The sequence below is a fragment of the Caenispirillum salinarum AK4 genome (assembly GCF_000315795.1).
In the GTDB taxonomy this organism is placed as follows: Bacteria; Pseudomonadota; Alphaproteobacteria; order Rhodospirillales; family Rhodospirillaceae; genus Caenispirillum; species Caenispirillum salinarum.
On the sequence record NZ_ANHY01000006.1, the window covers coordinates 105,070 to 117,762 of the forward strand.

The 12,693-nt window shown below is 69.3% G+C and carries 13 protein-coding genes and 2 tRNA genes; 12 read left to right on the forward strand and 3 right to left on the reverse strand.

Annotation, left to right across the window (positions count from 1 at the left end):
• Positions 1–26: 26 nt before the first annotated feature.
• The 6 genes from C882_RS06865 to C882_RS06890 all read left to right on the forward strand — a co-directional run bounded on the left by C882_RS06865 (position 27) and on the right by C882_RS06890 (position 8,223).
• A complete protein-coding gene (locus tag C882_RS06865; protein ID WP_009539851.1) occupies positions 27–1,202 on the forward strand; it encodes a phosphoserine transaminase in 1,176 nt (391 codons plus the stop codon).
• A gap of 157 nt (positions 1,203–1,359) precedes the next feature.
• Complete coding sequence (locus tag C882_RS06870; RefSeq protein WP_009539853.1) at positions 1,360–2,685, forward strand: methyl-accepting chemotaxis protein; 1,326 nt, start codon at positions 1,360–1,362, stop codon at positions 2,683–2,685.
• 154 nt (positions 2,686–2,839) lie between these two features.
• On the forward strand, positions 2,840–3,994 hold the full coding sequence (locus tag C882_RS06875) for an ATP phosphoribosyltransferase regulatory subunit (protein ID WP_009539854.1): 1,155 nt from the start codon (positions 2,840–2,842) through the stop codon (positions 3,992–3,994).
• Positions 3,995–4,075: 81 nt separating this feature from the next.
• On the forward strand, positions 4,076–5,365 hold the full coding sequence (locus tag C882_RS06880; protein ID WP_009539855.1) for an adenylosuccinate synthase: 1,290 nt from the start codon (positions 4,076–4,078) through the stop codon (positions 5,363–5,365).
• A gap of 158 nt (positions 5,366–5,523) precedes the next feature.
• Positions 5,524–7,656 (forward strand): protein kinase family protein, encoded by a 2,133-nt coding sequence (locus C882_RS24970; RefSeq protein WP_009539856.1) that lies wholly within the window; start codon positions 5,524–5,526, stop codon positions 7,654–7,656.
• 15 nt (positions 7,657–7,671) lie between these two features.
• Positions 7,672–8,223, forward strand: coding sequence for a hypothetical protein (locus C882_RS06890; protein ID WP_009539857.1), 552 nt, complete (start codon positions 7,672–7,674; stop codon positions 8,221–8,223).
• Between the two features lie 15 nt (positions 8,224–8,238).
• On the opposite strand, the gene C882_RS06895 is transcribed toward C882_RS06890, so the two are convergent.
• Entirely contained in the window at positions 8,239–9,297 is a 1,059-nt protein-coding gene (locus C882_RS06895) for an RluA family pseudouridine synthase (protein ID WP_009539858.1), read from the reverse strand.
• 111 nt (positions 9,298–9,408) lie between these two features.
• Between C882_RS06895 and C882_RS06900 the strand changes: the two genes are divergently transcribed.
• The 6 genes from C882_RS06900 to C882_RS06925 all read left to right on the forward strand — a co-directional run bounded on the left by C882_RS06900 (position 9,409) and on the right by C882_RS06925 (position 11,321).
• On the forward strand, positions 9,409–9,834 hold the full coding sequence (locus C882_RS06900) for a hypothetical protein (RefSeq protein WP_009539859.1): 426 nt from the start codon (positions 9,409–9,411) through the stop codon (positions 9,832–9,834).
• 5 nt (positions 9,835–9,839) lie between these two features.
• Positions 9,840–10,316 (forward strand): Mov34/MPN/PAD-1 family protein, encoded by a 477-nt coding sequence (locus C882_RS06905; protein WP_083875741.1) that lies wholly within the window; start codon positions 9,840–9,842, stop codon positions 10,314–10,316.
• A 57-nt stretch (positions 10,317–10,373) separates the two neighbouring features.
• Positions 10,374–10,449: transfer RNA gene (locus C882_RS06910), tRNA-Glu, on the forward strand.
• 60 nt (positions 10,450–10,509) lie between these two features.
• Positions 10,510–10,585, forward strand: a tRNA-Glu gene (locus C882_RS06915).
• Positions 10,586–10,711: 126 nt separating this feature from the next.
• Positions 10,712–10,930 carry a SlyX family protein gene (locus C882_RS06920; protein ID WP_009539861.1) on the forward strand — a complete coding sequence of 73 codons (219 nt, stop codon included), beginning with the start codon at positions 10,712–10,714 and terminating at the stop codon, positions 10,928–10,930.
• 13 nt (positions 10,931–10,943) lie between these two features.
• A complete protein-coding gene (locus C882_RS06925; protein ID WP_009539862.1) occupies positions 10,944–11,321 on the forward strand; it encodes a hypothetical protein in 378 nt (125 codons plus the stop codon).
• A gap of 98 nt (positions 11,322–11,419) precedes the next feature.
• On the opposite strand, the gene C882_RS06930 is transcribed toward C882_RS06925, so the two are convergent.
• Both C882_RS06930 and C882_RS06935 read right to left on the reverse strand, forming a co-directional pair.
• Positions 11,420–11,917, reverse strand: coding sequence for a hypothetical protein (locus tag C882_RS06930; protein ID WP_009539863.1), 498 nt, complete (start codon positions 11,915–11,917; stop codon positions 11,420–11,422).
• A gap of 85 nt (positions 11,918–12,002) precedes the next feature.
• Positions 12,003–12,674 carry a DsbA family oxidoreductase gene (locus C882_RS06935; protein WP_009539864.1) on the reverse strand — a complete coding sequence of 224 codons (672 nt, stop codon included), beginning with the start codon at positions 12,672–12,674 and terminating at the stop codon, positions 12,003–12,005.
• Positions 12,675–12,693 lie beyond the last annotated feature (19 nt).

Sequence of the window (12,693 nt, forward strand, 5' to 3'; positions counted from 1 at the left end):
CCAGCCCCACAGGGAGCGCCCGACCCATGACCGCCACCACCGCCGCGCCCAAGCCGAGCCTCCGCCCGGCCAATCCCAACTTCTCGTCGGGCCCCTGCGCCAAGCGGCCGGGGTGGAGCGTCGACGTGCTGTCGGGCGCGCTGCTGGGCCGCTCCCACCGCTCCAAGGAAGGCAAGGCACGGCTGCAGGAGGTCATCGACCGCACCCGGGCGATCCTGGGCATTCCCGACGACTACCGGATCGGCATCGTCCCGGCCTCGGACACCGGCGCGGTGGAGATGGCGCTGTGGTCGATGCTGGGCGCGCGCGGCGTCGACATGACCGCGTGGGAAAGCTTCGGCATGGAATGGGTGAACGACGTCCGCAAGCAGCTCCAGCTGCCCGACGTGCGCGTGCTCAAGGCCGACTACGGCCGCCTGCCGGACATGTACCAGGTGGATTCCGCCCGCGACGTGGTCTTCACCTGGAACGGCACCACCTCGGGCGTGCGGGTGCCCGACGCCGGCTGGATCGCTGACGACCGCGAGGGGCTCGCAATCTGCGATGCCACCTCGGCGGCGTTCGCCATGGACCTGCCGTGGCGCAAGCTGGACGTGGTCACCTGGTCCTGGCAGAAGGTGCTGGGCGGCGAGGCGCAGCACGGCATGCTGGTGCTGTCCCCGCGCGCCGTGGAGCGGCTGGAGAGCTTCGACCCCGGCCGGCCGCTGCCCAAGATCTTCCGCATGACCAAGAACGGCAAGCTGATCGAGGGCATCTTCGAGGGTGCGACCATCAACACGCCGTCCATGCTGTGCGTCGAGGACGCCCTGGACGGCCTTAAGTGGGCGGAAGGGATCGGCGGCCTGCCGGCGCTGATCGCGCGGTCGGAGGCCAACCTGAAGGCCGTCGCCGACTGGGTCGCGCGCACCGACTGGATCGACTTCCTGGCAACCGACCCGGAAAACCGCTCCTGCACGGCCATCTGCCTGAAGATCACGGCGCCGTGGTTCCGCGCCCTGGACGACGACGCCCGCGCCGCCGTCGCCAAGGAACTGGCGAAGATGCTGGAGGCCGAGGGCGTGGCCTACGACATCGGCAGCTACCGCGACGCCCCGGCCGGCATCCGAATCTGGGGCGGCGCCACGGTGGAGACCGCCGATATCGAGGCGCTGCTGCCCTGGGTGGAGTGGGCCTATGGCCAACTTGCCGAAAAGCATGGCTGAGTTGCTTGCTGCACTTTATGGCTGAAAAGGTACATCTCCTGCCCTAGTATTGCGATGCTGCGCCGTCGTGCATTGGGGAATGCGGGCGGCGGCGCGCGCATGTCTTGATCGTGTCCGCCGTTCCCGGTGGCGGACCCTTCAGAGGGGGATTGCCAGCATGAATGCGCCTGTCGAGGCCGGGCCTGCCAGCTCGGTCGAGCACATCGTCGACCTGCTGATCGAGGGCCGCTACCGCTCCGTGCCAGAGGGGACGGACGAACTGACGGCCAAGCTCAAGCAGCTTGCCGACGTGCTGCACGATCGCGCGGAGAGCGAGATCAAGCGCATCGTGTCGCTGTCGATGACCGCCAACGAGGCCGTCACCGCCACCGCCGAGATGAGCCGCGACGTCCGCGACGTGGAGAACCGCACCCACGCCATCGCCGCCGCCGCCGAGGAAATGGTGGCCAGCGTCGACGAGATCGCCCGGTCCTCGGACAGCGTCGCCGAGCACACTCAGGAGGCCCACGCCGCCGCCGAGGCCGCCGCCGGCACCTCGCGCGAGGCGATCGAGGCCATGGAGGCCATCGCCTCGGCCGTGGTCGACGCCACCGCCAAGGCCGAAGGGCTGGCCGAGGCGTCCGACCGCATCGGCGAAATCACCATGCAGATCGAGGCCATCGCCAAGCAGACCAACCTGCTGGCGCTCAATGCCACAATCGAGGCCGCCCGCGCCGGCGAGGCGGGCAAGGGCTTCGCGGTGGTCGCCGGCGAGGTCAAGAACCTGGCGACCCAGACCGCCAAGGCCACCGAGGACATCCGCAACCGCATCGGCGCCCTGCGCGAGGACATGGCGGCCATCGTCGGCGCCATGCAGACCGGCGCCGAGGCTGTCGAGAAGGGCCGGGGCATCATCAGCCACACCGGCGACGGCATCGGCGACGTGCTCGCGCGGATCGACGGCGTGACCGAGCGCATGAACGAGATCGCCGGCATCCTGGGCCAGCAGAGCGACGCCTCGCGCGAGGTCTCCGACGGCATCAGCGCCATCGCCGGCACGGCCAGCAACAACGTCAGCTCCATCAATCGGGTGCTGGACGTCATGGACGGCGTGGAAGGGCAGGTGCAGGCGGCCATCGGCGACCTGTCCAAGCTGGAAATCAAGGATTTCACCATCCACGCCGCCAAGTCCGACCACGTCATCTGGCGCAAGAAGCTGGCGCAGATGGTGGTGGGCCGTGCGGCGCTGAACTCCAAGGAGCTGGCCGACCATCACACCTGCCGCCTGGGCAAGTGGTACGACGCCCAGACCGATCGCGACATCACCGACAACGACGCCTTCCGCCGCCTTGCCATTCCGCACGCCGAAGTGCACCGCCACGGTATCCACTGCGCGGAGATGTACGAGGAAGGCAACATGGACGGTGCACTGGAGGAACTGAGCAAGGTCGCCGATGCCTCGGTCGACGTGCTGCACCTGCTGGACGAGGTGCTGGCGCGGTAAAGCCGTTGATAAAGTTGTAAAATACGATTGGCCGTTGCCCGTCAGGGCCAAACGCGCTACACAGCGGAACGCCGGACCCGCCTTCGCGGGCCGGCGGTTCCTGTTTTCAGGGCCGGTTTCTTCTCTTCAGGCGAATACGGGACGTTCACGCGCGATGACCGATACCGACACCAAGGCCCTGCTTCCGGCGGGCCTGCGCGACCTTCTGCCGCCCGCGGCCGCCTTCGAGGCGTCGGTGGTGGATCGTCTGGTGTCGCATTTTGCCGGCTTCGGGTTCGAGCGCGTCAAGCCGCCGCTGATTGAATTCGAGGAAAACCTGCTCGCCGGTACGGGTGCGGCGACCGCCATGCAGACCTTCCGGGTGATGGACCCCATGTCCCAGCGCATGCTGGGCCTGCGCGCCGACATCACCATCCAGGTCGCCCGCATCGCCACCACGCGCCTGAAGAACGCCCCGCGTCCGCTGCGCCTGTCCTATGCGGGACAGATCCTGCGCGTGCGCGGCAGCCAGCTTCACCCGGAACGCCAGTTCAGCCAGTGCGGCATTGAGTTGATTGGCGTCGACAGCCCCGCCGCCGATGCCGAGGTCGTGGTGACCGTCGCCTCTGCGCTGGCGGCGCTGGGCATCACGGGCCTGTCGGTGGACCTCAACCTGCCGACGCTGGTGCCCGCCGTTTGCGACGCCCTCCACCTCACGGCCGAGCAGCGGGCCGAGGCGCGCACGGCGCTGGACCAGAAGGACGCCGCCGCCGTCGCCGCGCTGGGCGGCCCGGCCTCCGACATCCTGGGGGCGCTGCTCAAGGCCTGCGGCTCCGCCGACACCGCATTGGACGCCCTGCGCGCCCTGGACCTGCCGCCGGTCGCGGCGGCCGAGCGCGACCGCCTGGCGCAGGTTCTCGACCGCGTGCGGGCCGACCTGCCGGATGTCGGCCTGACGGTCGATGCGGTGGAAAACCGCGGCTTTGAATATCACACCGGCGTCGCGTTCTCGCTGTTCGCCAAGGGCGCGCCCGGCGAACTGGGCCGCGGCGGCCGGTATCTGGCCGGGCAGGAGGCAGGGTCGACGCAGGAGCCTGCCGTGGGCGTGACGCTGTTCGTCGACAAGGTGCTCGACGTGGCGCCCCAGCCGGAGGCGCGGCCGCGCCTTTTCGTGCCCGCCGGGACGCCGCTGGCCGACCGTATCCGCCTGCGGGACGAGGGTTGGACCGTCGTCGCCGGGCTCGAGCCCGTGGAGGATGCCCTGGCCGAGGCCAGGCGCCTGGACTGCGACCACGCGATGGTCGAAGGCGCACCGCGGGCCGTGGGCTGACATCATTCGAACGAGCATGAAGGCCGGCTTCCAAGGCCTTGAAATCGTATCATTAACCAATCAACGACCGGGATCAGAGACATGACGAACGTGGTTGTCGTCGGGTCGCAGTGGGGCGACGAGGGCAAGGGCAAGGTGGTCGACTGGCTGGCGGCCCGCGCCGATGTGGTGGTGCGGTTCCAGGGCGGTCACAACGCCGGCCATACGCTGGTCGTCGACGGCGTCTCCTACAAGCTGAGCCTGCTGCCCTCGGGCGTGGTGCGCGGCACGCTGTCGATCATCGGCAACGGCGTCGTCATCAATCCCTGGGCGCTGATGGAAGAGATCGAGCGCCTGGGCGCCCAGGGCGTCACCATCACGCCCGACGTCCTGCGCATCGCCGAGAACGCCTGCCTGATCCTGCCGCTGCACTCCACCCTGGACCAGGCACGCGAGCAGGCGGCTGGCAAGGGCAAGATCGGCACCACCGGCCGCGGCATCGGCCCGGCCTATGAGGACAAGGTCGGCCGCCGCGCCATCCGTGTCTGCGACCTGGCCGACGACGCGACCCTGGAAATGAAGGTCGACCGTCTGCTGGCCCACCACAACGCCCTGCTCAAGGGCCTGGGGTCGGAGCCGCTGGACGGCGAGGCGATCCTCAAGGAACTGCGCGCCCTGGCGCCCAAGCTGCTGCCCTACGCCGAGCCCGTGTGGCTGACGCTCGCCGACCGCTACAAGGAAGGCAAGCGCATCCTGTTCGAGGGCGCGCAGGGCTCCATGCTGGACGTCGATCACGGCACCTATCCCTTCGTCACCTCGTCCAACACGGTCGCCGGCATGGCGGCGGCGGGATCGGGCATGGGGCCGGGGCGTGTCGGCTATGTGCTGGGCATCACCAAGGCCTACACCACCCGAGTCGGCGCCGGACCGTTTCCGACCGAGCTGTTCGACGACATCGGCAATAAGATCGGCGAGCGCGGCCGCGAATTCGGGACCGTCACCGGCCGCAAGCGCCGCTGCGGCTGGTTCGACGCCGTTCTGGTGCGCCAGGCGGTGAAGACCGGCGGCATCGACGGCATCGCGCTGACCAAACTGGACGTGCTGGACGGCCTTGAGGAACTGAAGGTCTGCGTCGGCTATGAACTGGACGGGAAGCGCCTGAACCACCTGCCGGCCGCCGTCGCCCAGCAGGAACGCTGCAAGCCCGTCTACGAGAGCATGGAAGGCTGGAGCGAGAGCACCGAGGGCGCCCGCTCGTGGGGCGAACTGCCGGCCACGGCCGTCAAGTACGTGCGCCGCATCGAGGAACTGATCGAGGCGCCGGTGTCGCTGCTCTCCACCAGCCCGGAGCGCGAGGACACCATCCTTGTCACCGATCCATTCCGGGGCTGAGGACCGGAAGGCATAGGCCTTTCAGCGTAGGTATGTCGCAATTTTTCGCGACATTCGGCTGAGGGGCCTCATCCGTCTCGTTGCCAACCATCGGTTTCGAGGCTACCCTTCCGATCGCCGGGTGCACCCGGCCGGAACGGATGAGGTGAGGGAGAGGCATGGCGGCCACGGCAACGGCCAAGGCCACCGCCAAGGCCGCCGACCCGGACAGCGGCAAGAAGTCCGCCGAGAAGGGCAAGGCGGCCGACAAGGCGGGCAAGGGGTCGCCCCAGACGGGCGGCGGAGGCGGTGCTGCGTCCGCCGATCCGGTCAAGCTGCGCGACCGCTTCGAGATCCATCCCGACAAGCCGCTCCCCGATCTGGACACGCCCAGCGCCAAGGCCTTCGAGGTGCAGGACCGGCGCGGCGCGGGGCGGGCGCTCTATGCCCTGATCGGGCGGGCCGACACGCTGCAGCGGACCACGGTCATGCGGGCCCTGCGCGGCATGCAGAACCCCGGCATGCTGCAGTTCATCGAGGGCGGCACGATCGACTGGCCGCCCGAGGGCCGCAAGGTCATCGCGTCCATCTACGAGCGGCCGGCCGGCGGCAAGGTGATGGCGGACCTCAACGCCACCATCGACGTCATTTCCGATCAGTTCTTCGCCAAGAAGGTCATCAAGCCGCTGCACGACGCGCTGGCCGAGCTGCGGTCACGCTCGGTTACGCATCGTGCCATCCGGCCGGACAACGTCTATTTCTTCGACGCCAAGGGCGACCGGCTGGTGCTGGGCGACTGCCTGACCACGCCGCCGGGCTACGACAACCCGGCGCTGTTCGAGCCCATCGAGACCGCGCTCTGCACGCCGGAGGGGCGGGGCAGCGGGCACTATTCCGACGACATGTTCAGTCTGGGCGTGACGCTTTTGTTCCTCATGCTGGGGACCAACCCGGTGCGCGGTCGCGACCCGGAGGAGGTCATGCGCCAGCGGCTGGAGCAGGGCTCCTACGCCACGCTGGCGGGCGAGAACCGCGTGCCCCTGTCCATGATCGAACCGCTGCGCGGGCTGCTGCATGACGACAGCCGCGAACGCTGGACGCTGGAGCAGCTGGACCTGTGGCTGAACGGCCGCCGCCTGACGCCGCTGCAGCCGCGCATGGAAAAGCGCGCACAGCGCGCCTTCAAGGTGGGGAACAACGAGTTCGCCACCGCTCGCGGCGCCGCCTACGGCCTGATGAAGAACTGGGACAAGGCGCTCGGCATCATCAAGGAGGGCCGGCTGGAGGTCTGGCTGCGCCGCGGCCTGGAGGACAACGAACGCGCCGACCAACTGAGCACCGTCATCAAGGTGGTGGAGGCCCTGCCCGGCGACAAGCGCGGCCAGGGCGACCTGATGGTCGCGCGGTGCGTCATGGTGCTTTTCCCCGAGGCGCCGCTGTGCTTCCGCAACGTCCGCTGCACGCTGGACGGCTTCGGCCCGGCGCTGGCGTCGACCATGATGCGCAAGGGCGACGTCAAGCCCTTCGCCGACATGGTGACGTGGGACGTGGTGAAGTACTGGGTGCAGGCCCAGTCGGTGTACAATCCGGAACACACCCAGGCGGAGCAGAATTTCCGCGACATGCGCATCTTCCTGGCCAACAAGAACAAGGGCTACGGCATCGAGCGCATCGCCTACGAGCAGAACGAGAACATGCCGTGCCTCAGCTCCTTCGTGGAGACCGAGCACGTCAGCGAAATCCGGGAGCTGTTGCCGGCGCTGGAAAACGCCAGCAAGAGCGCCGACACAAAGACCTGGCCCGTGGATCGCCACATCGCCGCCTTCACCGCCTCGCGCTACGAGCGGGACCTGACGCCGCAGCTGAAGGCCATGGAGGACCCGGAACCCGAGCGCCAGGCGCTGGGCATGCTGAGCCTGCTGGCGGTGCTGCAATGGCGGCTGGGGCCGGAAGCCCTGTTCGGGCTGACCAGTTGGCTGGGCGGACTGGTCACGCCCGTCGTCAACAGCTACCACAGCCGCGAGCGCCGCAAGCGCATGGAAAAGGAAATCCCGCGGGTGGTGCGCAAGGGCAGCCTGCCGGAACTCTACAACCTGCTGGACAATGCAGAGGAGCGCGGCTCGGACCACGAGGGATTCGAGACCGCCAAGGCCGAATACGCCCAGGCCAAGCGCCAGATCACGGCGCTGGAAACCGGACAGGCGGCGCGCGACGAAAACGCCACGCGCATGGGCCACCAGGCGGCAGCGGTGGGCTCGGTGATCGTCGGGCTTCTGACGATCCTGCTGCTGCTGCTGGTGCGGCTGTTTTAGGGAAGGGGCCGCAGTATGGCGAAGAAGAATAAGAAGCGCGCAAGCAAGCGCAAGGGCGGCGTGGCGAACGGCATCGGCATGCTGGTCATGGGGGTGCCGCTGGTCATTCTGTTCCTGCCGACCGTGGTGCTGCTGGCCTTCGCCATGCTGCCGACGGTGGTGGCCTATGTGGTGGAGCGCGGCAGTTACCGCTACGGTTTCATCTGTGTCGGCGGGTTCAACTTTGCCGGCGTCTCGCCGTACCTTCTGAACATGTGGTTCGAGCGCCACGACATCACCATGGCGCTGGACACGCTGTCGAACGTGTTCGCCCTGATGCTGATCTACGGCGCGGCCGGCTTCGGCTGGCTGCTGTACGCGGTGACGCCGACGCTCGTGGGCTCGTTCCTCAGCCTGACCTCCAGCCGCCGCATCGCCAAGCTGCGCGCCGACCAGCGCAGGCTGGTGGAGCAGTGGGGCCCCGAGGTGACAGAAGGCGCCGACGACGACATCGGCTCGGCGGCCGAGACGGAAGAGCCGTCCGCTCCCGGCGCGCCCGAGCCCGCCGGCGCCAACGCCAAGGCGTAAGGCAGGGCCGCGCCGTCAGCCTTCTTGCAGGGCGGCCACCAGATCGGCCATGTCCGCCGGCAGGGCGCTTTCAAACCGCAGCGCCGCGCCGGTCACCGGATGGACGAAGCCCAGGACTCCGGCGTGAAGTGCCTGTCGTTTGAAGCCTTTCAGCGCCGCCGCCTGCGCCTCGCTCAGGCCCCGGCGCCCGACGTTGCGCGACCGGCCGTAGACCGGGTCGCCGACCAGCGGGTGCCCCTGGGTCGCCATGTGGACGCGGATTTGATGGGTGCGCCCGGTTTCCAGCCGGCAGGTGACCAGCGCCGTGTCGCCGGCCAGCGGCGTGACCACCTGATAATGCGTCACCGCCGGCTTCCCGCCGCTTTTCACCACCGCCATCTTCTGCCGGTTGGCGGTGGAGCGGGCGATGTTGCCGGTGATGGTGCCGCGGCGCGGCATGGGCACGCCCCACACGACGGCGGTGTAAACGCGTTCGATGTCGTGGCGCGCGAACAGGGCGGCGAGACCCTGGTGGGCGGCGTCGGTCTTCGCCGCGACCAGCAGGCCGCTGGTGTCCTTGTCGATGCGGTGGACGATGCCCGGCCGGCGCACGCCGCCGATCCCCGACAGGCTGGCACCGCAATGGTGGAGCAGGGCGTTGACCAGCGTGCCGTCGGCGTTGCCGGCGGCGGGGTGGACGACCATGCCGGCCGGCTTGTCGACGACGATCAGGTGGGCGTCCTCGAACACCACGGACAGGGGAATGTCCTGCGGCTCCGGCACGGCCGGCTCTGGCGGCGGCACCGTGACGGCGGCGGTCTGACCAGCCCTGACCTTGCGCGAGGCATCGGCGGCGGTAAGCGTGCGGCCGTCCAGGCTGACGCGCCCCTCGTCGATAAGCTGCTTGAGGCGCGACCGTGTCAGGCCGGGATCGCCCAGCGCCTCGGCCAGCCATTTGTCGAGCCGCAGGCCTGCCGCCTCGGGCCCCGCCTCGGCCGTGAGAAGGGCGCCGGGGCTCTGTTCGGCCTCCAGGTCCGGGGCGAGGGCGTCGTCGTCGTCCTCGACAGTGGCGGGATCGGTCGGTTGCTGTATCATCGCGGCCCATTCATCAAACTCGCCCCGCGCGTATAGCCCGCGCCGGGCGCAAACGCAAACGCAGCGGACCGGAAGTCGATCCGCGCGCCAGGACACAAGGGTAAATCCGTCATGAAAGCATTGAAGGCGCTCGTCGTCGTCATGGGCATCCTCATCGTCGCCGGCGTCGGCCTGGTCATCTATGGCGTGTTGACCCAGTTCGGCCCGGATGTGGAGGAGGGCGAGACGATTGCCGGCCCGGCCACGGCGCCCGGCGTTGCGCCCCCGCTGGACACGCCCGCGCCGGCCGCGCCCGGCGGCGGCGTGGTGGGGGCCGTGCCGGCGGAGCCCATCGGCGACATCATGCTCGACGAGCCTGCCGCCACCGAGATCACCGGCGCCACGGTTGGCGAGAACCGCATCCTGCTGCGCCTGAGCGGCGGCGGCCGGCCCGACCGCGTGGTGATCCTGCGCGCCACCGACGGTGAACGGTTGGGCTCCATCACCCTGGGCGGTGCCGACGAGGCCGACGCCCCGGACACCGCCTCGGGCCGGTGACCGCCATGGGCAGCGGCGACTGGGACAGGCTGTTCGGCGGCGGAGAGCCCCTGCCGCCGCGCATTGTGCTGCCGGGCGCGCTGGCGGAATCCATCCGCGCCGCCGCCCGCAGCGCCTACCCCGACGAGGGCTGCGGCCTGCTGGTGGGGCAGGGGGAGCGGGTGACGCGCGTGGTGCCGAGCCGCAACGTGGCGCTGCGCGGCCGCGACCGCTTCGAGGTCGACCCGCGCGTGCGCCTGGACCTCATGAAGGCGCTGCGTGGTACGCCCGAGCGCCTGCTCGGCCACTGGCACAGCCATCCCGACGCCCCCGCCGTGCCTTCGGCCACCGATCTGGCCCAGGCCTACGAGCCGGCGCTGTTGTGGCTGATCTGCGGCGTCTCCGGGACGGGAGAGGCGGCGCTTTCGGCCTGGAAAATGGTGCCCGAGGCGGGCGCCTTCACGCCGGTTCCGTTGGTGGTGGAGGATGTGACGAGAGGGTGAATTTTTTGCTTGCACGGGGTCGGGCGATCCCTTACATACGGGTCCTCCCGAGGCCACGTCCCCTTCGTCTAGAGGCCTAGGACACCGCCCTCTCACGGCGGCAACAGGGGTTCGAATCCCCTAGGGGACGCCACTTCGGCGCTTCTCCGGCGCGCCCTCGGGAACACGCGATGCAGACCGCGCACGCGCCTGCGTCCCCTTCGTCTAGAGGCCTAGGACACCGCCCTCTCACGGCGGCAACAGGGGTTCGAATCCCCTAGGGGACGCCATTTCTCTTCCAGTTCCACAGGGTGCTGAAGCCGGCAAGAGGCGCTTGCCGGCCCGTGGTGCATGCGGCTTGACCGCGTCCGCGCCACCGAGCAGACTTCCGCGCCGAGATGCCGAGGAGCCCATCCATGCCCGCCGACACCCCCGAGGATCGCATTGTCGACCTGGAAATCCGCCTGGCGCATCAGGAGCGCATGGCGGAGGAGTTGTCGGACGTGCTGGTCGAGCAACAACGGACCATCGACCGGCTGACCCTGCAACTGCGCCAGGTGGCCGAGCGCATGGGCGATCTGGAAAGCGGGTGGGCGCGGTCGCCGCAGGACGACAAGCCGCCGCCGCACTACTGAGGGAGACGCCATCATGGTCAGTCTGTTCGGCCTGTTCGGGCGCTCGCGAGAGGTGCGGCTCATCGAGGACGGCGTGCGCGCCCACGGCCTGCACAAGGCGCTGGTGCCCGATGCCGTGAAGTTCACCGTCGTCCGCCTGCTGAAGGAAACGCCCGAGGGTGTTTCGCCGGAAAGCACCCACCGCGCCGGCGAGTTGCTGGCGTGGTGCATGCTGGGCGAGGACGAGTTCACCGAGAACAACGGCACCGTCAGCGCCCGCCATGCCGACGCCCGCGTCGCCGAGGCCATCGAATCCGGCGACAGCCTGGACGCGCAGCTGGTGCTGCTCACCCTCCAGGCCAAGGTGTGCCACCCGGCGATAATCGACCGCTACGATCTGTCGGCGGAATAATCCCGTTTCAAAGAATGTGGAGGTGTGGAGGCTGCCGCCTCCACCGGGGTGCGGGGCTGGCCCCGCGCACTCGTGGAGCGCTCAGCGTCGTCAGGCGCTCATGCCTTCGCCCGGTTCGGCGTCTTCGGCGCGAAGTCGGCCGGTTTGGCCTTGGTCGGTCCCTTGTGGTGCACGCCGCCGGTCAGCATGATGGTTTCCATGGCCCGCTGGGCGGCCTTGCGGAAATCCTCGTCGGCGCCGAGCGTGCAGGCCTTGGAGAAGTGCCGCCGCGCTGCCCCCAGCTTCTTGGCACGTTCCGTCATGTGCTCCTCGGCGGCCAGGCGGTTGGCCTCGTGCAGCAGGCGGTCGGTTTCCCGCATGTTGGCATTGCACTCGTAGGTGCGGGCCTTTTCCAGCAGGGCGCGCTTGAAGTCGAAGGGCAGGGACTTGTCGCTGCCGCAGCGGTCCTTCAGGCGCTTGTGCAGGCGCTCCGCCGCGTCGGGCGTGGCCTCGTGCATGTCCCGCAGTTCCTTGAGGCAGGCCTCCTTGGCCCGCTCGATGGCCTGCTTCCGTGCATCCGCGTCGGAGGCGGGACCCCGCTTGCCGAAACCGAACATGGTGCGCTCCACCTCCGCCGCTGGATCTTCGTCCAGATATCATACGCCTTTCGGGCAGGGCGGAGTAGGGGTCTTCGGTGCTCTTTCAGGGAACGGTTGTATCCGCCGGGATCGCCGCCCTTAGGGCCTCGACCAGAACGTCGACGGGCTGGGCGCCGTCAAGACGGCGGTCGCCGATGGCGAAGACGGGCACGCCCGCGATGCCCGCGGTCCGCACGCGCGCCTCAAGCGCCTCCACCGGCTCGGTGGCCTGTCCGGCCCGGAGGCGGTCGAGCAGCGCGCCCTGGTCCAGCCGGGCGTCCAGCAGCAACTGGCCGAGCACGCCGACATCGCCGATGTCGCGGCCGTGGACGAAGTAGGCCTTGAAGACGCCGTCGACGAAGCGTTCCACCGCCTGCGGGTGGTAGTGCTGGACCAGCAGGGTCAGGCGGTGCGCGGCCTTGGTGCTGGGGGTCCGGGTGATGCGGTCGAAGGCGAAGGGCACCCCGTCGGCCTCCGCCTGCTCCAGGATGCGCGCGTCCAGGGCCTGCGAGGCCTCCCACGAGCCGAACTTGGCGGTGCGGTAGGCGCGGCGGTCCATGCCCTCGGCCGGCATGTCCGGGTTCAGCTCGAACGGCCAGTGGCGGACGACGACGCCTTCGGCGGGCAACGCGCTATCGGCCTTCATGCGCTCCAGCGCCCGGTTGAGCCGGGCGCGCCCGAGCCAGCACCAGGGGCAGACGTAATCGGAGACGAAGGTGATCTCGACCGGCGGCATGGCGCACTCCCGCATTTGA

What these genes read in the sequence shown, in the direction of transcription:
- C882_RS06865 (WP_009539851.1), top strand. Translation starts at nt 27, where the DNA reads ATGACCGCCACCACCGCCGCGCCCAAGCCGAGCCTCCGCCCGGCCAAT.
- C882_RS06870 (WP_009539853.1), top strand. Translation starts at nt 1,360, where the DNA reads ATGAATGCGCCTGTCGAGGCCGGGCCTGCCAGCTCGGTCGAGCACATC.
- C882_RS06875 (WP_009539854.1), top strand. Translation starts at nt 2,840, where the DNA reads ATGACCGATACCGACACCAAGGCCCTGCTTCCGGCGGGCCTGCGCGAC.
- C882_RS06880 (WP_009539855.1), top strand. Translation starts at nt 4,076, where the DNA reads ATGACGAACGTGGTTGTCGTCGGGTCGCAGTGGGGCGACGAGGGCAAG.
- C882_RS24970 (WP_009539856.1), top strand. Translation starts at nt 5,524, where the DNA reads ATGGCGGCCACGGCAACGGCCAAGGCCACCGCCAAGGCCGCCGACCCG.
- C882_RS06890 (WP_009539857.1), top strand. Translation starts at nt 7,672, where the DNA reads ATGGCGAAGAAGAATAAGAAGCGCGCAAGCAAGCGCAAGGGCGGCGTG.
- C882_RS06895 (WP_009539858.1), bottom strand. Translation starts at nt 9,297, where the DNA reads ATGATACAGCAACCGACCGATCCCGCCACTGTCGAGGACGACGACGAC.
- C882_RS06900 (WP_009539859.1), top strand. Translation starts at nt 9,409, where the DNA reads ATGAAAGCATTGAAGGCGCTCGTCGTCGTCATGGGCATCCTCATCGTC.
- C882_RS06905 (WP_083875741.1), top strand. Translation starts at nt 9,840, where the DNA reads ATGGGCAGCGGCGACTGGGACAGGCTGTTCGGCGGCGGAGAGCCCCTG.
- C882_RS06920 (WP_009539861.1), top strand. Translation starts at nt 10,712, where the DNA reads ATGCCCGCCGACACCCCCGAGGATCGCATTGTCGACCTGGAAATCCGC.
- C882_RS06925 (WP_009539862.1), top strand. Translation starts at nt 10,944, where the DNA reads ATGGTCAGTCTGTTCGGCCTGTTCGGGCGCTCGCGAGAGGTGCGGCTC.
- C882_RS06930 (WP_009539863.1), bottom strand. Translation starts at nt 11,917, where the DNA reads ATGTTCGGTTTCGGCAAGCGGGGTCCCGCCTCCGACGCGGATGCACGG.
- C882_RS06935 (WP_009539864.1), bottom strand. Translation starts at nt 12,674, where the DNA reads ATGCCGCCGGTCGAGATCACCTTCGTCTCCGATTACGTCTGCCCCTGG.